Origin of the sequence: Mycobacterium lepromatosis (assembly GCF_000975265.2) — a bacterium.
Taxonomy (GTDB): Bacteria; Actinomycetota; Actinomycetes; order Mycobacteriales; family Mycobacteriaceae; genus Mycobacterium; species Mycobacterium lepromatosis.
The window spans coordinates 574,892-601,327 of sequence record NZ_CP083405.1; the positions used below are offsets into that span (position 1 = coordinate 574,892).

18 protein-coding genes and 7 pseudogenes are annotated in these 26,436 nt (G+C 57.1%); 13 read left to right on the forward strand and 12 right to left on the reverse strand.

Features of this window, described 5'->3' with window-relative positions; translation table 11 throughout:
- Nucleotides 1-26 precede the first annotated feature (26 nt).
- Complete coding sequence (locus MLPF_RS02620; protein WP_045842443.1) at nt 27-1,754, forward strand: GMC family oxidoreductase; 1,728 nt, start codon at nt 27-29, stop codon at nt 1,752-1,754.
- 20 nt (nt 1,755-1,774) lie between these two features.
- Here the strand turns inward: MLPF_RS02620 and MLPF_RS02625 are convergent.
- Nucleotides 1,775-2,141, reverse strand: a pseudogene (locus tag MLPF_RS02625) (TauD/TfdA dioxygenase family protein); the annotation flags it as partial.
- Between the two features lie 170 nt (nt 2,142-2,311).
- Here MLPF_RS02625 and MLPF_RS02630 point away from each other — a divergent pair.
- Nucleotides 2,312-2,823, forward strand: a pseudogene (locus MLPF_RS02630) (TetR/AcrR family transcriptional regulator); the annotation flags it as partial.
- 34 nt (nt 2,824-2,857) lie between these two features.
- Here the strand turns inward: MLPF_RS02630 and MLPF_RS02635 are convergent.
- Nucleotides 2,858-5,218: a glycoside hydrolase family 65 protein gene (locus MLPF_RS02635; protein WP_045842445.1), complete on the reverse strand. Its 2,361-nt coding sequence runs from the start codon at nt 5,216-5,218 to the stop codon at nt 2,858-2,860.
- Between the two features lie 13 nt (nt 5,219-5,231).
- Nucleotides 5,232-6,022 (reverse strand): annotated as a pseudogene (locus tag MLPF_RS02640) (beta-phosphoglucomutase family hydrolase).
- On the opposite strand from MLPF_RS02640, the gene MLPF_RS15485 reads away from it, so the two are divergent.
- A complete protein-coding gene (locus MLPF_RS15485; RefSeq protein WP_272946063.1) occupies nt 6,021-6,155 on the forward strand; it encodes a hypothetical protein in 135 nt (44 codons plus the stop codon). The pseudogene MLPF_RS02640 and the gene MLPF_RS15485 overlap by 2 nt on opposite strands.
- Nucleotides 6,156-6,639: 484 nt before the next feature.
- Here the strand turns inward: MLPF_RS15485 and MLPF_RS02645 are convergent, their stop codons facing one another.
- Nucleotides 6,640-7,002 carry a class I SAM-dependent methyltransferase gene (locus tag MLPF_RS02645; protein ID WP_236684836.1) on the reverse strand — a complete coding sequence of 121 codons (363 nt, stop codon included), beginning with the start codon at nt 7,000-7,002 and terminating at the stop codon, nt 6,640-6,642.
- Between the two features lie 425 nt (nt 7,003-7,427).
- Between MLPF_RS02645 and MLPF_RS02650 the strand changes: the two genes are divergently transcribed.
- Together MLPF_RS02650 and guaA are read left to right on the forward strand one after the other, a co-directional pair.
- The gene (locus MLPF_RS02650; RefSeq protein WP_193386712.1) at nt 7,428-7,571 is read left to right on the forward strand and encodes a hypothetical protein; all 144 of its coding nucleotides are present in this window, start codon (nt 7,428-7,430) and stop codon (nt 7,569-7,571) included.
- 110 nt (nt 7,572-7,681) lie between these two features.
- On the forward strand, nt 7,682-9,271 hold the full coding sequence (gene guaA, locus MLPF_RS02655; RefSeq protein WP_045842447.1) for a glutamine-hydrolyzing GMP synthase: 1,590 nt from the start codon (nt 7,682-7,684) through the stop codon (nt 9,269-9,271).
- Nucleotides 9,272-9,350: 79 nt separating this feature from the next.
- On the opposite strand, the gene MLPF_RS02660 is transcribed toward guaA, so the two are convergent.
- The 4 genes from MLPF_RS02660 to MLPF_RS02675 all read right to left on the reverse strand — a co-directional run bounded on the left by MLPF_RS02660 (nt 9,351) and on the right by MLPF_RS02675 (nt 13,691).
- Complete coding sequence (locus tag MLPF_RS02660) at nt 9,351-10,460, reverse strand: inositol-3-phosphate synthase (protein WP_050038888.1); 1,110 nt, start codon at nt 10,458-10,460, stop codon at nt 9,351-9,353.
- Nucleotides 10,461-10,542: 82 nt separating this feature from the next.
- On the reverse strand, nt 10,543-12,360 hold the full coding sequence (locus MLPF_RS02665) for a diguanylate cyclase domain-containing protein (RefSeq protein WP_045842465.1): 1,818 nt from the start codon (nt 12,358-12,360) through the stop codon (nt 10,543-10,545).
- 255 nt (nt 12,361-12,615) lie between these two features.
- Complete coding sequence (locus tag MLPF_RS02670; protein ID WP_236684838.1) at nt 12,616-12,819, reverse strand: hypothetical protein; 204 nt, start codon at nt 12,817-12,819, stop codon at nt 12,616-12,618.
- 617 nt (nt 12,820-13,436) lie between these two features.
- Nucleotides 13,437-13,691, reverse strand: coding sequence for a hypothetical protein (locus MLPF_RS02675; RefSeq protein ID WP_236684839.1), 255 nt, complete (start codon nt 13,689-13,691; stop codon nt 13,437-13,439).
- A 294-nt stretch (nt 13,692-13,985) separates the two neighbouring features.
- On the opposite strand from MLPF_RS02675, the pseudogene MLPF_RS02680 reads away from it, so the two are divergent.
- Nucleotides 13,986-15,294, forward strand: a pseudogene (locus MLPF_RS02680) (Y-family DNA polymerase).
- Between the two features lie 293 nt (nt 15,295-15,587).
- Here MLPF_RS02680 and MLPF_RS02685 read toward each other — a convergent pair.
- On the reverse strand, nt 15,588-15,788 hold the full coding sequence (locus MLPF_RS02685) for a hypothetical protein (protein ID WP_045842449.1): 201 nt from the start codon (nt 15,786-15,788) through the stop codon (nt 15,588-15,590).
- Nucleotides 15,789-15,994: 206 nt separating this feature from the next.
- Nucleotides 15,995-16,578 (reverse strand): annotated as a pseudogene (locus tag MLPF_RS16900) (cutinase family protein); the annotation flags it as partial.
- Between the two features lie 1,397 nt (nt 16,579-17,975).
- Between MLPF_RS16900 and MLPF_RS16905 the strand changes: the two are divergent.
- The 5 genes and pseudogenes from MLPF_RS16905 to MLPF_RS16910 all read left to right on the forward strand — a co-directional run.
- A pseudogene (locus MLPF_RS16905) lies at nt 17,976-18,334 on the forward strand (class I SAM-dependent methyltransferase); the annotation flags it as partial.
- Between the two features lie 939 nt (nt 18,335-19,273).
- Entirely contained in the window at nt 19,274-20,467 is a 1,194-nt protein-coding gene (locus tag MLPF_RS02705; RefSeq protein ID WP_045842452.1) for an EspA/EspE family type VII secretion system effector, read from the forward strand.
- Between the two features lie 57 nt (nt 20,468-20,524).
- Complete coding sequence (locus tag MLPF_RS02710) at nt 20,525-20,845, forward strand: ESX-1 secretion-associated protein (protein WP_045842453.1); 321 nt, start codon at nt 20,525-20,527, stop codon at nt 20,843-20,845.
- 99 nt (nt 20,846-20,944) lie between these two features.
- Nucleotides 20,945-21,508, forward strand: coding sequence for a hypothetical protein (locus MLPF_RS02715; protein WP_045842454.1), 564 nt, complete (start codon nt 20,945-20,947; stop codon nt 21,506-21,508).
- Between the two features lie 215 nt (nt 21,509-21,723).
- Nucleotides 21,724-22,286, forward strand: a pseudogene (locus MLPF_RS16910) (transposase); the annotation flags it as partial.
- A 294-nt stretch (nt 22,287-22,580) separates the two neighbouring features.
- Here the strand turns inward: MLPF_RS16910 and MLPF_RS02725 are convergent.
- Together MLPF_RS02725 and MLPF_RS15490 are read right to left on the reverse strand one after the other, a co-directional pair.
- Nucleotides 22,581-22,793 (reverse strand): hypothetical protein, encoded by a 213-nt coding sequence (locus tag MLPF_RS02725; protein ID WP_156146945.1) that lies wholly within the window; start codon nt 22,791-22,793, stop codon nt 22,581-22,583.
- Between the two features lie 418 nt (nt 22,794-23,211).
- Nucleotides 23,212-23,343, reverse strand: coding sequence for a hypothetical protein (locus MLPF_RS15490; RefSeq protein WP_272946064.1), 132 nt, complete (start codon nt 23,341-23,343; stop codon nt 23,212-23,214).
- Between the two features lie 577 nt (nt 23,344-23,920).
- Here MLPF_RS15490 and MLPF_RS02730 point away from each other — a divergent pair.
- Both MLPF_RS02730 and MLPF_RS02735 read left to right on the forward strand, forming a co-directional pair.
- On the forward strand, nt 23,921-24,208 hold the full coding sequence (locus MLPF_RS02730) for a PE family protein (RefSeq protein WP_045842456.1): 288 nt from the start codon (nt 23,921-23,923) through the stop codon (nt 24,206-24,208).
- Between the two features lie 146 nt (nt 24,209-24,354).
- Complete coding sequence (locus MLPF_RS02735) at nt 24,355-25,713, forward strand: PPE family protein (protein ID WP_237817238.1); 1,359 nt, start codon at nt 24,355-24,357, stop codon at nt 25,711-25,713.
- Nucleotides 25,714-26,436 lie beyond the last annotated feature (723 nt).

Sequence of the window (26,436 nt, forward strand, 5' to 3'; positions counted from 1 at the left end):
TGCCAAAGGCGGGCCATACTGGGGCGATGAAGCCGGATTATGACGTCCTAATCATTGGTTCAGGGTTTGGCGGCAGCGTCAGTGCGCTGCGGCTCACGGAAAAGGGTTACCGTGTCGGCGTGTTGGAGGCGGGCCGTCGCTTCGCCGATGAGGATTTCGCCAAGACGTCCTGGGATCTGCGTAAATTTCTCTGGGCGCCGAAGCTGGGCTGCTACGGCATCCAACGCATCCACCTGCTGCGCAACGTGATGGTATTGGCCGGCGCCGGAGTGGGAGGCGGTTCGCTGAACTACGCGAATACGTTGTATGTGCCGCCGGAGCCGTTCTTTGCCAACCAGCAGTGGGCGCACATCACTGACTGGCACAGCGAGCTAGCGCCGCATTACGACCAGGCGCAGCGGATGTTGGGTGTGGTGTATAACCCGACTTTCACCGATGCCGACCGGATCGTCAAAGAGGTCGTTGACGAGATGGGGTTTGGCGACACCTTCGTGCCGACCCCGGTGGGGGTGTTTTTCGGCCCTGATGGCACTCAAGCGCCGGGTCGGACCGTGGCCGACCCGTATTTCGGTGGCGTGGGGCCAGTGCGCACCGGCTGCTTGGAATGCGGTTGCTGTATGACGGGTTGTCGCTACGGCGCCAAGAACACACTGGTGAAAAATTATCTCGTCCTAGCGGAATCAGCAGGTGCACAAGTGATTCCGATGACGACGGTGAAAGGATTCGAGCTGCGGTCCGATGGGTTGTGGCAAGTCCACACGGTCCGCACCGGCAGTTGGCTGCGCAGGGGCAGACGCACGTTTACCGCTGCGCACCTGCTGCTGGCCGCTGGCACATGGGGGACGCAACATTTACTGTTCAGGATGCGTGACCAAGGTAAGTTGCCTCGTCTGTCGCAGTGCTTGGGTGTGTTGACTCGGACAAACTCGGAGTCGATTGTCGGTGCCGCGACTTTGAACGTCATGCCCGACCGAGACCTGACGCACGGCGTGGCGATCACGTCGTCGGTTCACCCGACGTCGGACACACACATCGAACCCATACGCTACGGCAAGGGGTCCAACGCGATGGGATTGTTGCAGACCTTGATGACTGACGGGCCCGGTCCCGAAGGCACCGATGTGCCGCGCTGGAGGCAGTTATTGCATCAGGCCAGCGAAGATCCGCGCCGCATGCTGTGGCTGATTAATCCCCGTCGGTGGAGCGAACGCACGGTGATCGCGTTGGTGATGCAGCACTTGGACAACTCGATCACCACGTTCACTAAGCGCGGGAAACTGGGGATCCGCTGGTACTCCAGCAAACAGGGAAATGGAAAACCGAACCCGTCGTGGATCCCGATCGGCAACGAGATTACCCGACGTATAGCGGCCAAGATCGACGGCGTGGCCGGCGGTACTTGGGGTGAGCTCTTCAACATTCCACTAACCGCGCACTTTCTTGGCGGTGCGGTGATTGGCGACAACGCTGAGCACGGGGTCATCGACCCCTACCACCGAGTCTACGGTTACCCGACACTGTATGTGGTGGATGGCGCCGCGATTTCGGCGAACCTGGGCGTCAACCCGTCGTTGTCTATCGCTGCGCAAGCCGAGCGTGCAGCCTCCCTGTGGCCCAATAAGGGTCAACACGATCAGCGACCTCGGCAGGGTGAGTCGTATCGTCGGCTGGCCCCGATAGCCCCGGAGCACCCGGTAGTGCCTGTTGAGGCGCCGGGAGCGCTGCGGTGGCTACCCATCGATCCAGGTGGGTAGCGCTGGATGACGCCACTGCGTTAGCTGAGACTCAGCGGCGCACCGCTAACTACCCGACTGTGTTCGCCGTGCACGTTGACCGGAGCATCGCCCATCAAGGTAAACTCTATGCATGAGGCGTGGCTGCTTGTTGTAGTCGTCGATTGCTCGGTGCTGTGTGATTGGTTCTCCTAAACGGTGACGTCGCCCGGCTCCCGATTCCAGCTGATGGTGTTCTCGGTCCTGGTGATTCATCGTTGGAACAACTCCAGCAGCACACTCGGTTCGTCGGTGTCCAGACCGACGAAGCGGTGCACAAAATTTCCCAACAGTAATGGGCTCAACGATCTTCGGGTGCATCCGCGCCACCGGATGTTCGTTCCGGAAATCCGGGTTCTCGAATGCCTGCTATCATTTCCACTGCGTGTTGGTCATCGATTCGAACGATTCGAGCTCCGATCCGACTGCCCAGCTTGGTGACGTTTATCGCGTGTGTACTCTATTCCATCCTTTCGGGACTAGCCGACGTAGTCAGTTCGATTACATCGGCTAGTGCAGTCATATGACTACAAGCTTCGGCAACCCGCTCACGCAAGGCTTTTACCGGACGAGAAGAGGTTACGGCGGCATGCCACCGACTTGTTTGCCGAGTGCGGTCCGGACGCGACATCGATCCGCGACATCGCCGCCTGATCGAAGGTCAACCATGGACTAGTGTTTAGACCCTTCGGAACCAAAGAACAATTGTTCGGTGCTGTGCTCGATCACTTGGGTATGACCCTGACCGGTCTGCTGCACTCCGCGGCGTAGGGGGACGTTGTCGAGCGTGTGCTCGATCAGCATATGGGGTCTTGACCTGGACACTACTCGACAGTTATCCGGTGGGGTAGATGCAGAAGTGATTTCCCAAAGTTGCAGAGCTGTTCTATAATTATGCGGCCATGTAATAGCAGCGAACTCAGAACACGGTTGACAATAGCTAATTCCCTTGTATCGCAATTTGGTTAGCAAATTATTCGCGCCTATGCTGCGTTGGGCGATCGGTATCGACGAACCTGACCGATGCGCAGTTTCAGTGGGTCGTCCATGACCAGGTGGCCTAGCTTATCGAGCAGCATTGATTATTAGCGATTTATGGTTCGCCGGCGTACTGGTTCGCGGCCCAGCGGCTGTCCCGGAGGCGGCAGGAGTGACTTTCGGGCCCGCACCGCGATGGTCGACGGTGAATCCGATTTCAGTGTGAGGTGTTCACCGGCATGCCGTATGGTTAGCTCGCCGCCGGGGCCGTCGCGCAGGGTGTAGGTGACGTCGGCATGCCTGGCGTCCACGGTTAGCCGGAACCCGCGCCACCGTAGTCGGAATCGTAGACGCGAGATGCCATAGGGCAGTTGGGGATCGATGGACAGGATGCCTTCGTCGTCGCGCAGGCCGCCGAAGCCCCCGACCAGAGCTGTCCACGCACCGGCAAGTGAGGCCATGTGCAACCCGTCACGGGTATTGCGGTGCAGGTCACGCAAGTCGATCAGCGCGGCCTCGTAGGCGTAGTCGTGGGCTAACTCTAGATGCCCGACCTCGGCGCACATCACCGCCTGCGTGCAGGCTGACAGCGACGAGTCACGCACCATGCGTCGTTCGTAGTAGTCGACGTTGCGCGCTTTCTGTTCGGGGGTGAACGCATGACTTTGCCACTGCATCGCTAGCACCAGGTCGGCTTGCTTGATTACTTGTGCGGGGTAGAGCCGCACGTAAGCCTCGTGCAAGAGTAATGGGTAGGTGGTGTTGGCTTCGAAATCCCACTCCGCAAGGGTGGTGAACCCTTCACACTGCTGATGGACACCGAGCTCGTCGTCGTACGGAATGTTGGCGGCGTCGGCCGCATCGCGCCAGGCGGCCATCTCTTCGGTTGTGACACCCATCGCTTTTGCCGCTTCGGGATGGCGTAGGCAGGCATCAGCGGCGGTGATCAGATTGCTCGCGGCCATTAGATTCGTGAACACGTTGTCACGGACCACCGCCGTATACTCGTCGGGACCGGTGACTCCATCGAGGTGCCAGACGCCGTGCCGGTCGTGGTGTCCGAGTGAGAGCCACAGCCGGGCCGTCTCGATCAGAACCGCAAGGCCGCACTCTTCCTCCAACGAGTGGTCACCGGTAACAATGCGGTATCGTTCGAAGGCCATCGCTATGTCGGCGTTGATGTGCCAAGCCGCCGTGCCCGCCGGCCAGTACGCGGAGCATTCCTGCCCACGAATGGTTCGCCAGCAAAAGCTGGCACCGTCGAGACCGAGTTCTGCTGCCCGTTCCTTGGCGAGCTGCAATGTCGACGCACGCCACCGCAGCGCATCGGCGACCGCATGCGGCGCGGTGTAGGTCAGCACTGGCAACACGAAACCCTCGGTATCCCAAAAAGCGTGGCCGTCGTAGCCGGTCCCGGTGAGTCCCTTGCTGGGGATAGCGCGCCGTTCGGCGCGCGCGCTGGCTTGCAGCAGGTGAAATAACCCGAACCGCACCGCTTGCTGAGATTCCGGGTCGCCCTCGACCTCGACGTCGGCGCTGTCCCAGAATTCGTCGAGGTAAGCACGCTGCGCGTCCAGCAAACCTTGCCATCCACGGTAGCGGGCGGTGTGCAGTGCGGCGGTGGCCTGGTCACGCAGTGCCGGGCGAGAGCGTAGGCTTGACCAGCCGTACGCCAGGTATTTGACGATGCGCAGCTTCTGTCCTGGTCGCAGGCCGCAGATCACGGTGGTCCGAGCCAAGTCTGGACGCGCGTCGGTGGTGATCTCGACTCGTCCGGGAACCTCAACCTCGTGATCCATCCCGGCGGCCATCATTAAGGAGCTGGCCCGGGTCCGGTGCATGAGAAGTCCGCCGCGCTCAGTGGCTTCGTGTTCGACGGCCTCTAGCGGGTTCTCCAAAATAGCCGACACTCGCGGGTCGCCCGAGGTTTCGGGTTGGTCCTCGTTGGAGACGAGCTCGGACTGTACGGTCACGCGCACGAATTTGTCCAGCGCTTCGACGACGTACTCGATCGCTGCGACACTGCGGTGCGCCAGCGACACCAAACGGGTGGACATCACCTTAATTTGCTTGTCCGCGGGCGAGCGCCAGTTTGCGCGGCGGGTCAGCGTTCCGGCGCACAGGTCGAGGACCCGCTCGTGGAAGATTACTTCGCCGTAGCGGACGTCGAACGGCTCGTCCTCGACGAACAGACGCAAGATCTTGCCATTGGTGACGTCTACGACGGTCTGACCGGCTTCCGGATACCCGTATCCGGCCTCGGCATATGGCAGCGGTCGAATTTCGTAGAAGGAGTTCAAATAGGTGCCCGGCAAGCCGTACGGCTCGCCCTCGTCGAGGTTGCCACGCAGCCCGATGTGTCCGTTGGACAAGGCGAATAGGGACTCCGATTGAGCTAGCAAGTTCAGGTCGAGCCGGGTCTCGCGAATCTGCCAAGGTTCTACGGGGAAGGCTTCTTCGGTGATCATCGGGGATCATGCCCTACAGCAGTTCGGCAAGATCGGTCACTACTACATCGGCGCCATTACGGCGCAGTTCTTCGGTCTGACCTACCCGACCCGTGCGGTTGATACCCACCACAAAGCCGAAGTTACCGGACCGGCCGGCCTGCACGCCGGACAAGGCGTCCTCGAACACGGCTGCCGCGTCGGGAGTGACGTCGAGCAACTGCGCCCCGCGCAGGTACGAGTCGGGGGCCGGCTTGCCGGCGATGTGCTCTTCGCGCAGGGTGATGCCGTCCACCTGTTGCTGGACAAACCGGTCTAGACCGGTGATCTCGAGTACGTCGCGAGTATTGGCGCTCGACGACACGACGGCGACGCCGAGACCCGCATACGTGACTGCCTCCAGATAGCGTCGCGACCCGTCGAAGACCTCAATGCCATGCTCCTTGAGTACCTGCCGGAACATGTCGTTTTTGCGGTTGCACAGGCCACATATCGTCTCGACGTCGCCGGAGTTGTCGGCATTGCCTTCAGGCAGTGTGATTCCCCGACTGCTCAGAAATGACCGGACCCCGTCTTCGCGCTTTTTGCCGTCCACGTATTGTCGGTAATCCGTGACAGGGTCGAAGGGCACAAAATTTTCTCCGGTGTGTTTGGCCCGTTGGGATAGATAGATGTCAAACATGTTCTGCCACGCCTTGGTGTGCAAGCTCACGGTATCGGTGAGAACACCGTCGAGATCGAATAGGCAGGCACGCACTTTCTCCGGCAGACCCAGCACGGTGGACCTCACTTTAACTAGTTGGGTTGGTGATCCCAGTTCGCCATGCCCACTGCTGTGCTCGCTGCACAGTCCGGGTTCACCAGGATGCAGCGTACCTATGCGTCGGTGCTGATCGCATTGCTGAGCCGGCCCTGCGTCAACGGGTCCAACCGCCGAGCCGCGGCTGTGTTGGGATAGTGGTGTAGGATTCTATCTGGTGTTTTGTTAGTTCAACAGTTACTTCTGTTGAGACGATAACCATTCTCAGGCGTCGAAACTGCAAGTGGTGCGGATCTTTTTGGCGTGTAGTTACAATTATTCAGCGTCACGGTAGTGAAGCCCGTGTTCGTGTTTCTATATTCTCTATTACGCGCTCTCGCTTTGCTGTTCTGGTGACAGCTCGTGACACATCCTGGATGACTTGTAGCCGCCGGTCGCCGAGGGCACGAATGAAGTTTCTCGGCGTTGTGCTCTAAGTTGGTGACGAACGTGTGTATTCCATTCCTAGCGGGTTAGGTGGCAGGTGCAGTAGGGCTTGTATTTAGTGTAGGTAGCCTGCTCCGTGCGGTCGATCCAGTGCTTGATCGCGAAGCTGCAGGACTCGATGACGACTCGTAACTGGTTGGAGGTAACGAGATGGCTGTGGCTGGGCTCGTTGGCCCCATGGCCGCGGATAGTGGAGTTAGCCGCTTTTTAAATGGTGTTGCTCCACATGGCAAGTTGACTCTCGTAGATCAATACCCGGTGTGATTCGGAATACAGCTGGGCTTTGTTGGCCACATTCAGGATGAACGTGTTGGCTGAAAACGACCTGAAAGGTGGCGTCGACGAATGGCAGTTTGGTTAAGTCAACTTGCTGAATGAAGATCCGCTTGACCAAGCTGACAAATTGATTGAGCCAACGTGCCGTGTCGCAGTACTCTCCGGTCAGATCGACGGCGGTAACTCGACAACGTCTTTGGTCTGCGGCAAAGCGGGTGGTGCTGCCGATACCGCTGCCCGCGTCAAATGCCTTGTTTTCACTTGTGATCTCGATAAGGTCCAATTAGTTGTCTGGTAGCAATGCGACCCATTGTGTGGCGGTCCTTGCACAACCCACGAGCAGCGGACGCAAGGTGTTCGAGGTCTTTGCCAACATTGATCAGAGCATGCTCGCTTGTTGCGTCGCGGTAGGTTGGCAAAGGACTGGGCACAGATCTTGTCATTCATATGTACACCGGGCGGTGTGCTAACTGCGTTACGTGGCAGACCGACCCGAAAGTTGGGGGTGCACGGGCCGTGGCTGCTGCAGCCCATCGAATTTGTCCAGACAGTGCGCTAGGAATCTGTAAAGTGGACAGCAGGAACACGTATGTTCGCGCTGTCGCTGGTGTTGAACCCGAAGACTTCTTGACGATTGCACACCGTTACGTCACTGTCTCAGAATCGCGCCGTACTGCTGGCAATCTTATACGTTAGGTCTGGGACTTCGTGTTGACCGAGCTCGTTCTTATGCCCTTGTCACCGTCCTCCTCGGGGGCCGAAGCCAAGCGCAAGGCCGCCATGCGGAGCACCCATGTCACCGGCGATCGGGATGCCATCGACGCGTTGCGTGCCGCTTTTCGCGTTAGGTAGGCCGATGCTGGGAAAGCAACAGGCGGACTTCGGCGTGAGTTGAGCGCGAGGCAACTCCGTGTTTTGTTGCTTGCCTCGGGAGCTGTTGCCAGCCTCTAGACTGACTGCCTGTGGTTGATTCTGCTGACCTCGATCAGGCCGAACCTTCGCCCCGTTCTGTGTTAGTGGTCGACTTCGGTGCGCAGTATGCGCAGCTTATCGCCCGCCGGGTTCGAGAAGCACGGGTTTTTTCCGAGGTAATTCCGCACACCACCTCGATCGAGGAGATCACCGCCCGTGATCCGTTGGCGATTGTGCTTTCTGGTGGACCGGCCAGTGTCTACACTGAAGGTGCTCCCCGGCTCGATCCAGCGCTGTTTGACCTCGGTTTGCCGGTGTTCGGGATTTGTTATGGTTTTCAGGCTATGGCGCAAGCGCTCGGCGGGACTGTCGCCCAAACCGAGACCAGCGAATACGGCCGGACAGAGCTGACAGTCCTTGGCGGTGAACTGCATTCAGGCCTGCCCGACGTCCAGCCGGTCTGGATGAGTCACGGTGACGCAGTCACCGTCGCGCCGGATGGATTCGACGTTGCTGCCAGCAGTGCGGGTGCCCCAGTGGCCGCCTTCGAAAACCGGGATCGGCGTCTGGCCGGGGTGCAGTATCACCCGGAGGTGATGCACACCCCGCATGGGCAACAAGTACTCAGTCGGTTTCTGCACGATTTCGCTGAGCTCGACGCGGATTGGACGGCTGCCAACATCGTTGGTGTGCTGGTAGAGCAGGTGCGTGCCCAGATCGGCAACGGCCATGCGATCTGCGGACTGTCCGGAGGTGTGGATTCCGCGGTAGCCGCTGCACTGGTGCAACGCGCCATCGGAGACCGCTTGACTTGTGTCTTTGTCGATCATGGTCTGCTGCGTGACGGTGAGCGCGGACAGGTGCAGCGTGATTTTGTCACCGCTACCGGCGTTAAGCTGGTTACCGTCGACGCGGCCGGGACCTTCCTTCAGGCGCTGTCGGGTGTGACCAATCCCGAGGGCAAGCGCAAGATTATTGGGCGCCAATTCATTCGGGCATTCGAGGGTGCGGTACGGGATTTGATGGGTGACAGCACTTTTGATTCCGGGATCGAGTTCCTGGTTCAGGGCACACTGTATCCGGATGTGGTGGAGTCCGGTGGGGGCGGCGCCACTGCGAACATAAAGAGCCACCACAATGTCGGTGGTCTTCCCGACGACCTAAGATTCAAGCTCGTCGAGCCGCTGCGGCTGCTATTCAAAGACGAGGTGCGTGCGGTCGGTCGACAGTTGGACCTGCCGAAGGAAATTGTTGCACGCCAACCCTTTCCGGGTCCTGGCCTGGGCATCCGAATTGTCGGCGAGGTGACTGCTGAACGGTTGGACACGCTGCGGCGAGCTGACTCGATCGCACGTGAGGAGTTGACCGCGGCGGGTCTGGACCACCGGATCTGGCAGTGCCCGGTAGTGCTGCTGGCCGACGTCCATTCGGTCGGTGTGCAGGGGGATAACCGCAGCTACGGACACCCGATCGTGCTGCGGCCAGTATCTAGCGAGGATGCCATGACAGCTGATTGGACCTGGGTGCCTTATGAGGTGTTGGAGTGCATCTCGACGCGCATCACCAACGAAGTGGCTGAGGTTAACCGTGTGGTGTTGGACATTACCAACAAACCGCCCGGCACCATCGAGTGGGAATAGCACTCGCCGAAAACTTTGCGAAAAGATACCACGTCGATGATGATTCCCAGTCGCCAACTACCCACTCGATGAGCGCCATTTACTTGGCGTCGATGATGAACTCTTCGAGCCGGGCACGCGCGATCTCGTCGGGCAGCTGTTGCGGCGGGCTTTTCATCAGGTAGGCCGAAGCCGGGATCACTGGTCCGCCGATCCCGCGGTCTTTGGCGATCTTTGCTGCCCGCACCGCGTCGATGATGACGCCCGCTGAGTTCGGTGAGTCCCATACCTCGAGCTTGTATTCTAGGTTCAGCGGCACATCGCCGAAACCACGGCCCTCCAGTCGAACGTAGGCCCATTTGCGGTCATCGAGCCAGCCGACGTGGTCTGACGGACCGATGTGTATGTCTTTGGTATTGAATTCCCGATGCACGTTCGACGTCACGGCCTGGGTCTTGGAGATCTTCTTGGATTGCACCCGTTCGCGCTCGAGCATGTTCAGGAAGTCCATGTTGCCGCCCACGTTGAGCTGCATGGTGCGGTCCAGCTGCACACCGCGGTCCTCAAACAGCTTGGCCATGACCCGGTGGGTGATGGTTGCACCGACCTGGCTCTTAATGTCATCACCCACGATCGGTACCCTGGCGTCGGCGAACTTTTTGGCCCACACTGGATCGGAGGCGATGAACACCGGCAGCGCATTTACGAACGCCACGCGGGCGTTGATGGCACACTGGGCATAGAACTTGTCGGCTTCCTCAGAGCCCACCGGCAGGTAGGATATCAACACGTCGGCTTTGGCTTCTGTTAGTGCCTGGACCACGTCTGCAGGCGGAGCGTCCGACAGCTCAATGGTGTCGGTGTAGTACTTGCCGATGCCGTCCAGTGTCGGTCCGCGCTGCACCACCACATTGGTGGGTGCCACGTCGGCGATCTTGATGGTGTTGTTCTCTGAGGTGAAGATCGCTTCCGACAAGTCCACGCCGACCTTCTTGGCGTCTACGTCGAATGCGGCCACGAACTTGACGTCGCGCACATGGTAGGGCCCGAACCGCACATGCATGAGACCGGGCACCGTCGATGCGTCGTCAGCGTTCTGGTAGTACTCGACCCCTTGAACTAGCGAGGACGCGCAGTTGCCCACGCCGACAATAGCGACTCTTACCTCAGTCGACGTCCCCGGTGCCCCTGCTGGGTTGTGCTCACTCATAGGGCGTTCTCAGAATTTTGTTTCAGGTGTTTGTTGTTTCGTACAGAGAGTCAGCTACGCAGGGTGAACTACCGCGCTGGCTCTAGTGCCGCTGACTCGGATGACATTTGATAATGCCGATCTTGTGGCGTTGTGGGAGGACAAAAACCACAGCGGCGAGCATAATTCCCTTGATGATCTGTGAGGTAGCGCCCCCAACCCCCATGAACACCATGCCGTTGGAGAGCATCGAGATGATTACCGCACCGATCAACGTTCCGCTGATTCGCCCCAGTCCGCCGGTTAGAGGTGTGCCGCCGATGACGACTGCGGCGATGACGTCGATCTCGAAGCCGGTTGCTGCGGTTGGTGTCCCGGCTCCGAGGCGGGAGGCAAGCACGACACCGCCGAGGCCTGCCGTCAGTCCGCAGATCGCGAAAATCGCGACTTTGATCCCGCGGGTAGGCACCCCGGCCAATGTGGCGACACGTTCGTTGCCGCCGATGGCTTTGACCCACCGACCAAACATGGTGAATTGGAATAAGATCCCCGCCAGGATCGTGACGAAAAGACAGACGATGAGGATCCACGGCATGGCTCCCACTGCGCCCAATATTCCGTGAAACGGCATTGGCTTGGCAGAACTGTCGCTGACCATCAGGGTGATACCACGGCAGACTTGAAGCATGCCGAGGGTGCCCACGAACGACGGAATCTTCCCGTAGGCAAAAACGATGCCGTTTACGATCCCAGTAGCCAACCCCACAAGCAGGGCGATGAAGATCGCGGCGAATTGGTTCTGTGCCGCCATGAGTGCCGCGGTGACTCCGGTCAATGCGACGATCGACCCCACCGATAGGTCAACAGAGCCCGCCACGATCACGAAAGTCATGCCGTATCCGACGATCGCCAGCACCACAGTTTGCTGGAGAATGACCAACAGATTTGATGGTGAGTAGAAATCAGCGCCGATCGCAGCTGTGAAAAACACTAACAGTGCGGTCAGTGCGACGAACGGTACTAGCTGCTGCGGCCTGACGGCGCATTGTTTCTTGTTCTTGGCTGCGTACATCGCAGAGTCGACATCACGCAAAATGTCGGCGACCCGCCGTCTATCGTCGGGTTTCATTTCAAGGATACCAACACTCGCTCCGATAGGTACCGTGAGCTGGTCGATCACGAGTGATTCAGACAGTGTTGTGTGCAGTCTGTTTGCGATGTCGTTAGTATTCATGTCCGACAGGGGACCCCGGAGTAGTACGATGAACTCGTCTCCGCCTAGCCGTGCGACGACATCGTCAGGCCGAACAGCCGCGCGTAGTCGCTGTGCTACGGTCTGCAACACCGTATCACCTACGTCGTGGCCTAGTGAGTCGTTGATGACTTTGAAATCGTCTAGGTCAAGAAGCAGTACGGCAGCTAATCGCGAGCGTTCGTCATGCTGCAGTGATTTGGTGATCTGGTCTTCCGCGAACCGGCGGTTGGCAAGACCGGTGAGACAGTCGTGGGTCGCCTCGTAGGCGAGCCGTTCGATCCAGAGGTGGTGGGTGGAAATGTCGGAAAACGAGACTACGAGTGCAGAGTGTGGGGGATCCTTGTACGCAAGCAGGCTCACGTGTAGCGATAGCCACAACCGCTGGCCACTGGGTCGGTCAATGCCGACGACTTTGCTCACCGTTGTCACTTCGCGTCGTACGATCTGCCTTACATCATGCTCAAAGTCAACCCGCTGATTGTCTGTATCGTAGAAGCAGAATGGATGGCCACGCTTTATATCCACGACATCGTGGGTTTGTAAGCCAAGTATCCGAGTAGCGGCGGGATTAATGGACTCAATTCGTCCGTCGATGTCTACCACAATGACCCCGTCGGCCATGGATGTGACAACCGCTTGGAAATATTGTTCGGCGTCGCACTTCATCGTGTGATCGACGCCTCCTGATGTAATGTCGGCCACAGTATTAGAGAGTACAACTGTGCTCGATTACGACGGCGATTCGGCTGGCGTCGTGGTGCCTGTCCAGGTCATGTGCAACAGTTTGGGTGACTTGCGTGGTTGCCCCGGCCAGCGTCTTGACTATCGTGCCAGTCCTAGCTGGGCCGGCTGGTGCCGTTCTCGTTGGCCCAAGTCCAGAGTTGTTGTGGGTTCGACTGCAAGACGGTGTTCTCAGTCCAGTTAAGCGGCTTGCACAGCACCATAGGAGTTGCCTAGTTTGGGTATCTGGAACAGATCGGACATTTTTCGATCAGTTTTTAAGGTGATAGTCATATCGAGCGGGGTTGTCGACTTCCAGTCGTAGTGCGGTATGTTGTCGATGTAGCGGGTCTTGAGCTTGGCGATGTTGGACTTGTCAACCGTGAGCAGGTCGAGATTCACCATCCGCTCAGCAGGATCTTGGCCGTGGATTTTGCGATAGAGGATTGTCAGCTCCGAACTCGCCTTCTAGCCAATGGGAGCCCAGGCTGACTGTGTCAGAATCCGTTTCGATCGCTGTCATTGCTTGCGGTGTCAAATCAGCTCCCCCCACCGACGACGAATTCCTTTTCACGATTGGGGTTGTATGCGGCTTTGATTGTGTTCTGGCAGAGTTTATCGTGTGGAGCATTAAATGGTTGTTGGCGTCGCCGACGGGGCGTGCTTGCAGCGTGTTCTCGGCGGCGGCAAAGCTTCTGTCTTTACTATCGCCGGCGTATTGAAACTGCACAAGTCGGTCACCGACTGCCGCGAGCGCTGATTCCAGGGCAGCTTTGCGGCCCTGGACCATTGAGTTGCCGGGCATGCCACCGAAGGCAAGGAATTTCGACCCCCGTCAGCGATGAGTGCTTCAGCAATGTCGCTACTGGTTTTCTCATCATTGGACCCCAGGAAGGCCACATAATCAGCGTTTTTGTTCTGCTCCGAGGCGTATCCTGGGCGGCGTTCCGCAGCAGCGTGAGGGCGATCGATGCTGCCTGGGGGTGATGATCAGCCCGTCGATATCCTGGCGGATGAAGGTCTCAACGTCGGCCAGTTGCTCTATGTTTGTCTTCTTCAGCCGACACGGCGTTGATATCGACACCGAGTTGGCGGCTTCCTTCGTCGATAAAGCGTGTGTAGGCATTCCAGAGCGGATTGCTTGCGGTCGAGTAGGACACGCCGATGGTCGGCTTGTGATGTGACTCTGAGAAATCGCACGCCGGCAGGGTTGCTGGTAGCAGTCCCAGGATCAGCATGATGCGGGCCGCACGCAAGTGGTAACCCGCGCCGAACATATGAGGTTGTTATCATCTTGTTGATCACCGGCGACGACTCGCAAGGTGTGTTGACACAGTTTTTTGTAGGGCCGAGTCTATGGCTATCAGATCACGTCGAGCAACCAAGGCACATCCCACTCCCGGATTCGGACGCATCGGTGGATTGCGGTTGGGGGTCCGTGGTGTGTGTGTGCCGTAAGACGGGTGAGCATACAGGAGCGATCTGGGTGATTTCGGGTGACTTCATCCCGGATTTTGGCGATTTGGTGCATGGACTGGCCGGCGGTCGCGACGGTCCCGGTTGCGGTCACTTTGGCTAATTGGGTGGATCTCCTGCTTGTCAGTTGTCCGCGCAGCGGGAGTACGGCAAGGGCTGCGACTTCGGGAGGCGGCGGTCCGATGCCCGCAACTGTACGTCATAACCGTTGCCACTGACCTCGGCGCCCATTTTTTGAGGGAGTGATCGCGGCGGTGAATGATCTGGTGTCCCGCGCTGAGGTGCTGCGGCCCGGGCTTTTGGTGTTGTCGGTGCGCGGAGCGGCCCACTATTTCGGGTCCGAACAGCAGGTCGCCGAGCGGTTGATTGACACGCGGTGGCCGTGACCTGCCCCGAGTGTTAGGTTGGGATCGCTGACCAGGTAGCCACTGCGATCTTCATTGCGTGTGCGGTCCTTGTCATTGGGCCTGGATGGGACGTGCGGTTCTGGTCGCTGTTGTCGATCCGACAATTTGCCACCGAGCCGAGCCTGTTCTGTCCGGGACGATGGAAACTGGCGGATTTGTTGTGGTGGATGGAGATTCGCACCATCGGGCCGTTCGCCGCGCTGTCGGTTACTGATGTGGCTTTCAGGTTCGGCGCTTACGGGGTAGCCGCGCACCGGTTCGCTTGCGGCGAACTCGAACGTCCGCTTTCTGGGCGGAAACCCTCCCCGGAACTCGAAGCCGTGTTGGCCTACGATCCGTCGATCGACCGGGTTTGATGCCGCGGCATTCGCTGGGTCGCTCACTGGCCGGCGCACTGCATTAGGCGTTCATGGCCGCAGGAGTGGTGTGTACCCGACTGGCCATTCACGCTGTCATCGCTCATGTGCTGAAGCGGTGACCCGGGTATGGTGGTGTGCCAAGCCGTTGACCGAGGATGGCACCGTCGATCAGGTGTGTTGGTAACTGAATGGCTGGTCGAGCAATCGAACTGCCTGAGACCGGTTCACGGCTGAGCTGAAATGCTGTCGCTGCAGACGGTGGAGGTAGTGTCCGCTGGAGAACTGCAATTGTCAATATTGCATAGCGTCGAGGAGCGGGACGAACTTCGGGGCTCGGCTTGTGTGGGTGTCCTTATGGTCCGGTGGTCGCGTTCTGGCCGAACACATCACGTTGACCCCACTGTGCGGCGAGCTGGCACCGTAGGCCGACCCGGGTCAACTGTGGGCGGCCAACTTCTCGAGCCGTCGCCGGCGGTGCTGCTCAACGATCCAGTGGCATTACCTGATGCACAGGGAAATCCGATACGGGTGCTCCGCTGGTCAAGGGGATCTCACACCACCCGTGCCCAGGTACTGCTGACAGCGAGCGTGCGCTGCTACGGTGCTACCGGCAGCGGCGGCATAGGCCTTCTTCTTAAAGGCAGAGTTGCTTTGCCGAAATGACTTGGCCCTGCCACACTACTTTCGCCGATTTCCGGCGGTGTTCTGTTGTCGCTGTAGACCCACAGGCGCGTGTTGTCGGTAACCAACCGGACCGGCTTGCACCGTGGGATCGTTGCGCTGCTAGCCGTGGCTCGCGTGATAACAGCACTTCCTGCGAAGGATGGGCTGATGGGGCGGCCAGTGCACCCACTTCGGCCACGTATCCGCGAACTTCTGCAGGTATCGCATGGTGAGGGTTATGGCCGGGCGGTATTAGTGACGCGCTCCGCTAGGTTGGCCATGTGTTCTGTGTTCGCAACTTCCGGGTGACATTGACGATCGCGAGCAGATCCGCGGCTACCGGCTGGTGGTACCGGCGAGCAACAATAATGCGGTTTTTTTCGGCGGTTTTGAGCTCGTCGCGGCGATGTGCTTCCATAGCCTCGGCTACCTCGATATCGGCCAACAACGCGTGCGTGACGTGATCCATTGTCGAACCGGCTGTAGCACCTCTTTACGAGCTGGAACTTTAGCGCCGCGCACTCGTCTTCACATGCGCTGTTCATGCTTGCGGATCATCCTGCGCCACCGGAACCAAAACTGCTAACCGCCGTTTGTTATTGAATCGGAACGAGCTGCTCGCATCAGGTGGATTCGACGGTGACGTCGTGTCCTATTTACTGAACATCTCGCGCTCTAAGGTCTCCGCTCGGAGACCCCACCACGGATACCTGGTCCGCCGAGATCTACGACAAGGTGATTGGTCGCAAAAGTTGCTCTCTGGTGGGTCATGCAAACGTCGTCTGTGTAACTGTTTGTCCGGCGAAATTCAGTTCGTCAGAGCACACCGGGGCTTCGGTAACGCATACCTTGATGGCCTTGGCCTGATAGGCCGAGCCGATGGCGGCCGGTAGCCGCCGAGGAAGTTCATGGCTCGGACGTTAGAGAACGACCGTAACGACGTGGTCAGCGCCCTCAGGTTGCAGCGGTTTGGGCACGGTCGCCGGATCTACCCTGTCCGGCACCGCAGTCGAGGTTACGAAGCCCGTCTACAGCTGCGCCTTGGTAATAGCACCATCTTGGTCTGCGGTCAGTTGCTCGCCATCTAAACGACGTGCGCGCCTGGGTCCCTAATGTTGTCGATGCCTGTGGACCAAATCATTAGTGTCGGGGTATTTGACTGGATATATGCCCACCGACCTGCCGCCAATGTGCGGGCGCAGGGAATCAATGAATGCCTGTCTGGTTGGTGGTTCGACGCCGGGCGAGTCGTCGGTACCGCAGGAACGATCACCACTCTCCACGTGGGTGGCATGGCTAGGCGTCCGCAGATGGTCAAGCGAAGGTAGCAGGGGCCGAAGCGCTTAGGCTTGATACCGATACTACTGCAGGACCAGGAAACGGTACGATGTGATGTATGACCATCACGCAATAGGTGTCCGTTCAAGTAGCACCTGAACTAACTATAAATCTATTTCTGGCATCCTTGGACGGATCTGGGCGTCGGCACTGCATGTACCGTGCCGTTGGTGAGCAGAGCCCGGCTGGGCTGGTCGCATCCGCGGTGAGCAATCACTCTATACACCGCGCGTCCCGCGGTGACGTTACGCTCGATGTATCCGACCTGCGAAAGACCCAACCCCCCCAATTTAGCCGGTCGAAAAACGCCGCAGGGTCTACGCGCCAATGCCGACCAGCTCGTTGGGCTTGCGATCCGAAGACCAGTCGGCGACCGTAAGCCACGCGGATATGTCAGTCCGACATCCACTGTCGTGGTCTGGGTTTTCACCAAGTCTGGGGTCAGCGCGACTGCAGCGTTCAGCGGATCATGCGTATACGCTACGCAACCTAGGTTGTGAGACTCGAATATTATAAACGCAGAACATCTTTGATCACCTGGATCAACGGAGACAGACCTACGGTAGACATCGGCTTGGCGAGGATGTCCAGCGTTATTGTCATTTGTCGGGTCAGATCCAAGCCGCATACGATCGAAAGTTGTTGTTGCCCAGCCCAGCAGCAAATACCCCGTTTGCCACCTCTGGGTCCATCCTGATGGTTGGCACCCGGCCGCGACGTTGCCCCTGGCCAGAGCTGTCGAACGCGCCGCCCATGATCACACTAGCCGGCGCTGAAGCGTCGGAAGTGCCGGCTCGGCTTACAGTGCTACAGACAACTTGGTCAGTGGCCCGGTGACGAGGCCGATCAAGTTCTCCGCGTGGGCGCGAGCTGCATCTATCCAGGTTGTCGTGGCATTGTAACTGGCAATCCGGCAATCAGTGAAGGGCAGCTCGACATAGTCTCAACCTTTGAGGCCGTGGAATTTTGCGTTCTAAGGTTACTGGCCGTTCAGTGGCTCGTCGGTGCCTGTGTACACGGGTATGGTCATGGCCCGACACAGTTCGGGCAAGCCAGGGTTGTTTGCGCCCACCTGCTCGACTTCAATATTTCGCCCGTCGAAGCGATGCTGACGAGATCAACGTCAGCGTTGGCTAGCAGATATTCCAGCGCCACGGCCTCATTAATGCTGTGTAGTCGACATCGATGAAAACAGGGTGCGTTGTGGTAACGATGTCGGGCGCCTGGTGATTAGGCTGTTACGGTGTCCGAAAATGCCTAAATCCCCCAACAAGACGACTTGACTCCACATTTCGATTATATGTAGGCGCATTACGATCTGGATGACGATTTCTTTCGGCTGTTTCTTGACACGACCTAGACGTGTAGCTGCGCATATTTTGAACGTGACGACATGACGCTAAAGGCCCGGATCGCCAAGATAGATCTCGCGTTCGACAAGCTCGGATTACCACCGTGCATGACGCTGCTTGACGTTGTCTGCGGTTTGGGTGCCTCTGTTTATAAGGCGCAAGTCTATGATGTCGGCATCATAGGCTTCACGCTGAGCAACAGCCAGACCAATTATGCATGTCGCCAGTCATGTCAGATTACTGATCGCGCAGTCCGAAAGTGCCCGCTCCAAGTCCAAAGTGAGTTCTGTTACAAGGTTGGGAGCAGTCCGATGAGCACGTCGACTAGATCGCCAGCATCGTTATCTTCGGGTCTTTTGAGTATTGAGCGCTGCGACGTGTTTTCACCATGGCGTACCGCGTGCTTCCTGTCGACGGGTTCATGCTGCTGTACACCATCGTCGGGCTGCATCCCAAAGGACAAAAGAACGCCCAAAGGACAAAAGAACAAACAGTAGTCGAACGAAGTCTAAACACACGGGAACATATGGGCCTGTGACTTTCTGGTGATCGCTCAGCCTACAACCCACACAGACAAATAATCACGGGTATAGATTCTGCCCTGTTCCCGACCGGTGGTACTGTTTCCATTGCCTCGATTTACGAAGTGTGAGTCAAAGTTAAAACGCACCAGTTTGATAAATTTATGTTATGATCCGGTAGCGAACGTCTATTGGACGGCAAGCGTCACGTTCAGGCATCGTTTCGCTGATGTGCAAGACTCCACGCTATGGGAGGGAAAATCGTTAGTTATGATCGAAACAGATCCATGGCAAAGGTTATTGCAGTGAGTCCATTTTGTAGATGCACTGTTCAACATGTAGCGAGTAGTTCGATCGTACTTGGCAACCAAAGTGCTGATTCAAGTATAAATCTCAGTAAGATCCAGTTCGGATCATTCAAGGTCTTGCTGTCCACATTGACGCCCGAAAAATGCAACCCCCAGTATTCAATGCAAGAATTTAAGGATCGACAAGCATCGAGTGTTAAAGGACAAGTGAGTCTATGTTGTCCATTGTGAACTTAAAACCGCTATGTCATAAATATTGTCATAGTGAGAACTATACGGTAGACTTTATGGTCATGAGATACTATTGATGGCTGTTACAGCTCGGCAGTCTCTGTGTAGTAATTCTATACAATTATAGAATATGCTTAGGACAACGAATATGGTCCGGTATTTAGTTGTGAACCGACAACTATTAGTAGGATGTAGGCGGCAGGTATGAGCGGCGCATTCATCATCGATCCGACGGTACAAGCCATTGAAGGTTGGTATGCCCTTCTAGGTATAGGAGTACCCAATGAAGGGGGGGTGCTCTACTCCTCACTATCATTCTTTGAAAAAGCTCTTGAGCACCTGGCGGCGGCTTTTCCTGGTGAAGATTGGTTAGGTGCTGCCGCGGATAAATACACCGGCCAAAACCGCAAGCGGGTGGAACTTTTTAAAGAGCTGGCGGAGCTAGATCGTGAGCTTATCGAGCTAATCCGTAACCAGGCCAGCTCGGTCCAGACGACACGCAACATTCTGGAAGGCGCCAAGAAGACGCTCCTGTTCGTGCGTCCGGTGGCTGTGGACCTGAACTACATCCCGATTGTCGGGTCTGTCATGTCGGCTTCCTTTCAGGCGCAAGCCTGCGCAGCCGCCATGGCTGCAGTGGGCGGCGGGCTTGCTTACCTGCTCGTCCAGACTGCGCTCCATACGGCTAAATTCGTTTCTTTGTTGGCTCGATTGGCGCACTTGTTGGCGTCCGCTGTCGCGGACCTAGTTTCGGACGGAGTAGCGGTCATAAAGGGCATCGTGGAACACCTGTGGAATTTCATACACGGTGCGCTAGCGGGCTTGAAGGATTTGGTAGACAAGATCATAGGGTGGTTTTCTGGACTGTTCTTGCGTTGGTGGTCCAAGCTGCACTCCTTGTTTGGAGGCATCCCTGGCTTGAGTGGGGCGACCAGTGGCTTGTCTCATGTGGCCGGCTTGTTCAGTGTTCCCGGTTTAGCTGGTTCGTCTGGGCTGGTAAGCGGGGAAAGCTTAGTGAGCCCAGCCAGCTTACCCAGCCTGGCCGGCTTTGGGGTCGGGTTCAGCGCAGGGAGCTTGGCTCAGCTGCATGCCGCCTCAACTCGGCAGGGGCGGCATTCCCAAGACGATGATTCGGCCGAAGCCTTTGCGGAGCAGTTCGACGGACCGCAGGAGCCGGTCCCCGTTCAGGGTTCTCAAGGCATGGGTGGTCCCCAAGGCATGGGTGGCCTGCAGCCCGCTTCGACGAAGTCGAAAGGTGAACGGAAGAAGAAGAAGAAGTACTTGGAAGGCGCAGCGGCGGGCTCAGACGATGCGGAGCGTGCGCCAATCGAAGCTCAATCGCTAATCGAAGCTCGAGCACGCCATGTTAAACAGGCGGTGGCGCAACACGTCGTTTAATATTTAGTTGGCGAGTTAATCTATTGTGGACCAGCGCCGTAGCAATAGACGGAAGGGATGCGATCAATGACAGACAACTTGACAGTTAAGATCGAACAACTGGACTTATTGGCGTCGCAACACGAAAACGAGGCGGCTTGTGCTTCCTCCGGGGTCAATGCTGCCGCTGGACTAGCCAACGCAGTCGCGACCAGTCATGGTTCGTACTGTTCGCAGTTCAACGACACGTTAAAAATGTATGAGGCTACCCGCCAAACTCTTGGTGAATCCTTGCATACGGGCGGTATTGACCTCGCTAAGGCTCTGCGAGCCGCGGCGAGCATGTATAGTGAAACTGATGAATTATGTGGTCAAGATATTAGTTCTGTGTTTGGCTGACCAGGTTCGTTGCATGGAGAGGAGGCGTCGGATTGACCGGCGCCTCCTCTCCATGTCGACTTTATCCTGTGCGGTAGGAATTCAGGAGGGATGCCGTAGGTGGTATTGCCCGGAAACGGCTTCGACAGCGATGATTTCGACACCTTGGATTCCTGGGGCGCCGACGGTGCAGCGCGCTGGACTGTAGACCCGATTGTTGGCTCTGCGTCGGCGGAGCCCCAGGACCGCGGAACTGACGTAGACAACACGCGCGTTCAGGCCAAGGAGGACGAAACACAAGAGGAGCCAGAAGTCGCAATTTTCACGGTGACGAACCCCCCACGTACCGTGTCGGTATCGGTTCTGATGGACGGCCGGATCGACCATGTCGAGCTTTCGAAGCGGGTGACGTGGATGAGTGAATCGCAGGTCGCCTCCGAGATCCTGGTGCTTTCTGACTTGGCGCGGCAGAAGGCGCAGTCGGCCCAGTACACCTTCATCTTAGACAAAATGAGTCAGCTGGCCGATGGAGATGAGCATCGCGTCGCACTGTTACGTGAATCTGTGGGCAACACCTGGAGTTTGCCATCGCCGGAACAAGCCGCAGAGGCAGAAGCTGAAGTGTTCGCAACGCGTTACAGCGATGATTTTCCTGCACAAGAGACAGAGAGTGATCAATGGTGAACCTGATCCACCACAGTGAGTCCGGATACTCTGATCCGCGCTGCGTTGCGCCGAGTTGTGGTTCTGGGCTTTCATGCCGCTGGGACGGGCTTCTCGAACTCGATCGTCAGCGTACTTAGGAATAAGATTAAGTACCAGGATAAGGTAAATTTCGGCGCTTGAGTTAGCCCATTGCAGATGAGAGATTGTGTCCAGCAGGGTCGATGTATAATAGTCGGATAGATAAATTCGTTGAAGCCTTCGGGACTAGCGGGCCTGTCGGGGTCTCAGTTCGGCGTGATCGCTAAAAAAACTCGACACCGTTGTGGACGCCTTCCGCACATGTCTGATCGATGCTAGCCGCCCTACACCTTCATCGTTTGCTGACGTTGGTCTTCGAGGTCCATGAGGCCGGCTGTGTGGTCAATGTGTACGCCCTGATGTCAATGCCGAGTGCTACCGCGCAATTCCTGGGTGTGGATGTGACCATCGCCGAAGATGGGGCCGGCTGGTTGACGTTTTTGCGGTCACTGGTCGCCCGCTGGCTTTGCGGCGTGCGGCTGGTCACCAGCGACGCCCACACCAGGACTGCTCGTCCGCGATCCGGGCCAGCCTGCCTGGCGTCTCTTGGCAACGCTATCGGCATCTATTTAGGATGCCACCCCCATCCCTCACACCCTCCCAAGGCTTCCTGGCCGTGGGTGCGCACCTGCTACACTTGGTGTTTGATCAACCTGATACGGAATCGGTTGCCGTGCAATATGATCGGGTTATCGATGTGTTGTTCGATAAGTTGTCCTAGGTTGCTGATAACCGCGAAGCCGCTCACGCGGGCCTGCTTATATTCATTGCGTGAACCATTCTGGGCCTGTTGGAGACTCCCAGATCTACACCACCTCGGTCGAGGTGACCACTTGTATGATGTGGTTACTCGTACTCCCCCCGAAGGTCGGTACTCGATCGGTAAATGGGCCTTGGGCGTGTTGTGCTAGCGTACTCACTCGGCGGTCTTGCATTCCAGTTCGGCTCGGCTAGTGAAGGTGGGCTTCTGATCGATGAGGTCTGTTTTATACAGTCCCACGGCAGATTTCATCTACACGTTATCGAATGCGTTACCGGCACGGCGGATCGAGTCGACGATCCCGGCCTCGCGCAGTGTTTCGGTGAACGCGATGGCCGTGTACTGATCACCTGTATCCGAGTGATGCGCGAAATCCATTGCAATGAAACGTAACCTGTAGTAGCTCCGGGTGAACAGCGCTTGCTCAAACATTGATGCTAACAACACCGTGGTTCTGCTACTCATCACTGGCTACCTCAGGATGTGGCGGGAGAACATATCCAGGAGAACGCTGTGTAGCCAGACCTTTGCAGTATTCAAACTATTACGTGAAATCGGTGACTCAACCACTGACCGAGCACCTTGGCGGCGACCGGGCCCGGTTGATCAGGTATCTGATGTCGCGGTGGCGCCTGCTCGCCACGTTCGGTCGTGGCGGGTGATGCGCTTGTAGCGCACAGTGTCGTCGAGGCCGGCCAGGCGCATCGACCGCGCCACTACGATCATTGGCCCTAGTCGTGGCCTGTGTGTTTGGCGGTGTTCTGAGCTTGCGCACGCCGTAGACGTGCCGGTTGGCTAACCACAGGTCGAACCTGGTGTTCGCACCATAGGGGTCGTCGACCTCAGCTGTCGACACCAGTCCTTACTGCTTGACGGCATAATATTAGGTGGACGGGGCGGTCTGCTCGGGCAGTGCTGCGCAAATCGAGACGACCCCGAACTTGTCGCGGTGGGTATCAATGTTCTCAACGATCACCGCAGTTGGCGGTTGACCTTCGTCGCTGCGAAAAAGCACTTGCAGCTCATAGTATCCCTATTGGGCACACTTGAGTTCTAGGATTTAGCGCTCGAGTTCTGCGATCCAGCTGACATCATCAGTTTTCGTGCCAGGTCGCGCGCCACTACACAAATCTCGACTAATCTCGGCATGCTTGACCCATGTCTGCAACGTCTCAGGATACACACCGAACTGCTCGGCGATTCGCTTGACAGTACCCTTTGCGGTTGTCGTGGAGCGCGGGGAGCCGTCACCGTCATCCCCGTCGCTTGTTCTACTCTCAGCTCCTCCGAGTACTTCCGCTGCGCTGCCATACACTACATCTTCTCTGGGTGATGAGCGTCACCAGCGAAGCCGGGATAGTTCGGTTGATTTCAGCCGACTGGCAAGTCTACAATACAATTCGTGTATCGGCGAGACCTCTTTATTCCAATGCATCTATGATGCGGGTAGTGTTGTAAAGTTAATCATTACTGCATTGCGTAACACTAAGGTAGTAGGCAGGAAAGCTCGGGCGATTTGTGCTGCCTGAGATTTCTCCTTACGGTTGTTCGGGTTTATCTGAAAAATATTTCAAGGAGGATTAGTCGTAGTTATGCCCCTTTTTCTGAAAGTAGAAGTAGGTGGGTTGATTATGGCAGCCGGCAGGCTGGACCGCATTAGTAGCCAGGTTAAGGAACAAAATATCAAGCTGGCCACTGCGATCACCAATGTTCCCGCACCGGCCCTCGACCCCGTATCGCAGCTAGCATCGCGGTTCTTTACTACCCGCGGGGTGGAGTACCAGGCGCATGCCGAGGCGGGTGCGGAAAGTAGTCGTGCGTTCGTTCAGAGTTTGACAAAGGCCGCAGGTGACTATATGACCAGCGATGTTCTCTCTTAAGGTATAGCGTAGAGAGTTTATAACAATTTTAGAGAACATCTAGTAGAGTTAAGCCTCCCAGGAGGCATTGTAGTGGACGTTTCTGGCGGTATCGGAGTGGCTACCAGCGAGATAATGAAGAAGAATTTATTAGGGGTAGCAAAATTATGTTCGACTTCATGGCTCTGCCACCCGAGATCAACGCTTATCGGCTGCAGCACGGCCCGGGTTCGGCCCCGTTATTAGCCGCCGCTGAGGCATGGGAGAGTCTGCAGGAGGAGCTAACGCTAGCAGCGCAGGAAGTGTCTGATACAATAGTTGTCGCGGTGCCGGAGTCATTTGCGGGCCCTACGTCGGATGTGGTGGTACGCCGTGTCCAAAGATATAGCGATTGGCTGCGTGATAGTGCTGCGAATGCCTCGGTGACTGTGGATCAACTCGCGTCAGTGGCAGCTGCCTATGAGACGGCTTGTGCGTCGGTGGTGCCGACGCTGGTGGTGATCTCGAATATCGTGCAGACCAAAGTATTGCAGGTTTGCAACTGGTTTGGGCAATTTTCCCCCCAAATCGCGCGCAAGGAAAGCGAGTACGATAAAATGTGGGTTAACAACGCGAGGGCGATGCTAACATATCGGGATGTCGTGCTCCAGCAAACTTTTAGGACGAGAAACTTTACCCTGCCACCGCACTTGATCTCTGACGGTTGCAGGATGCGGAGGAGTTCGATCGATTCGTTTGATTCGACCAGTTCGTTTGATTTGTCCAGTTCGTTTGATTCGTTTGATTCGACCAGTTCGACCGATTCGTTTGATTCGACCAGTTCGACCGATTCGTTTGATTCGACCAGTTCGACCGATTCGTGTGATGGGTACGAATCGATTGGTCCATCCGCAGATAGGTACGAATCGCTCTCCCTGTATGATCCCGTCGCTTCGCGTGCGGAGAGCAATTTGCTCGCTATGTCGTCCGCGTCGTACGATTCGGTCTACGATCATGGGTATGGGTATGATTCGGTTGGTGAGTCTGACGTGTGCAGTTCGTTGGGAACCTTTCCGCCAGATCCGGATCAGTTGTCTGCAGGTTTTGCAGATTTCCTTGGGTCCGAAAGTGACGTCGTATCGATGGCCAGCTCGGGTCTATCGATGGCCAACGGCCTGGAATCGACGCTAGATAGCCTCCTGATGTCCGCAACGGCGGCTCAAGCTGCAGAGGTGCTAGCCCACAGTGAGGCGGCGATAGAGGGTCTTGTAGGGTCAGTGGGTAGCGGAATCCTGATGCAGGATGCGGCTGCTGAAGGTTCTCAGGTGGTTGCTAGCGTAGGTCAGGCTGCGTCGGTTGGTCCGTTGCGAGTACCGGAAAGTTGGGTCTCGGCCAGTCAGGCGGCCACAACGTCGATACGCACATTGCCGGTAGTCGGCAGTGCGGTTACCACGGCAGTAAGCGGCTCGCTGGAAGGGATGATGGACCAGTCGGACGAGGCGATCACGGATTCCACCGAGGGAGAGACGGTGGGACTGCGGGCCTGAGTGAGATGCCTGGCCTCCAACGAAATGACCTGAACGTTGGGGAGGAGGTTGGTTGGAGACAATTGTCGAATTTGATAGTTGTTCATCGTGTAGCTTTCCTTGAGGCGTGTATATGCTATCCCGTTACACACCTCGTGTAGCAGTTTATGATGTTGTGAACTGTTTGATTCCTCTGTATAGGGTATATATCTTTATCTTAAGGGATGGTTGGGTAATAGATCGTCCTTATCGTTCTTTACATTCATCGGCATCCAGACAACGATCGCCGCGTCTTATGGGAAACAGACCAGGAGGAAAGCATTGGCTTGTGGTGGTTGCCTGTTTTGGTAAATCATCCAGGTGCCAGCACGGAACGCAGAATTGAAATTCGTGTCGCTAGATCAATACCGGGATGATGTTCTGGACGTCAATGTTGATCTGTTGATCCAGTCTGCCGGCGTTAGCAGATATGTTCAGTTGGTTATTATCTTGGGTTTGTCGTTGTACCAGTCGGCGTCGATCGACTGTAGGCCACTTAGGACTTCGACCGGCTTACCGAGCTAGCTGGCCCAACGGTGCGGCAGTCTGCAAAGCTTGCTCTTTGCACTCCGGGGTTCGGCTGGGGACTGGGTATGTCAGTGGCGATGACCCTGTGTCCGCGTTATCTTAGGATTAAGCGTTTAGGATTAAGGTCAACGTGATGCTGCATGCATGAGTTGTTCCGCCGCAGGCTTCGATGATTAC

Coding starts and splice junctions, on each gene's coding strand:
- MLPF_RS02620 (WP_045842443.1), top strand. CDS start 27: ATGAAGCCGGATTATGACGTCCTAATCATTGGTTCAGGGTTTGGCGGC.
- MLPF_RS02635 (WP_045842445.1), bottom strand. CDS start 5,218: ATGATCACCGAAGAAGCCTTCCCCGTAGAACCTTGGCAGATTCGCGAG.
- MLPF_RS15485 (WP_272946063.1), top strand. CDS start 6,021: ATGCCCACTGCTGTGCTCGCTGCACAGTCCGGGTTCACCAGGATGCAG.
- MLPF_RS02660 (WP_050038888.1), bottom strand. CDS start 10,460: ATGAGTGAGCACAACCCAGCAGGGGCACCGGGGACGTCGACTGAGGTA.
- MLPF_RS02665 (WP_045842465.1), bottom strand. CDS start 12,360: ATGAAGTGCGACGCCGAACAATATTTCCAAGCGGTTGTCACATCCATG.
- MLPF_RS02670 (WP_236684838.1), bottom strand. CDS start 12,819: ATGGTGAATCTCGACCTGCTCACGGTTGACAAGTCCAACATCGCCAAG.
- MLPF_RS02675 (WP_236684839.1), bottom strand. CDS start 13,691: ATGTTCGGCGCGGGTTACCACTTGCGTGCGGCCCGCATCATGCTGATC.
- MLPF_RS02685 (WP_045842449.1), bottom strand. CDS start 15,788: ATGGATCACGTCACGCACGCGTTGTTGGCCGATATCGAGGTAGCCGAG.
- MLPF_RS02705 (WP_045842452.1), top strand. CDS start 19,274: ATGAGCGGCGCATTCATCATCGATCCGACGGTACAAGCCATTGAAGGT.
- MLPF_RS02710 (WP_045842453.1), top strand. CDS start 20,525: ATGCGATCAATGACAGACAACTTGACAGTTAAGATCGAACAACTGGAC.
- MLPF_RS02725 (WP_156146945.1), bottom strand. CDS start 22,793: ATGAGTAGCAGAACCACGGTGTTGTTAGCATCAATGTTTGAGCAAGCG.
- MLPF_RS02730 (WP_045842456.1), top strand. CDS start 23,921: ATGCCCCTTTTTCTGAAAGTAGAAGTAGGTGGGTTGATTATGGCAGCC.
- MLPF_RS02735 (WP_237817238.1), top strand. CDS start 24,355: ATGTTCGACTTCATGGCTCTGCCACCCGAGATCAACGCTTATCGGCTG.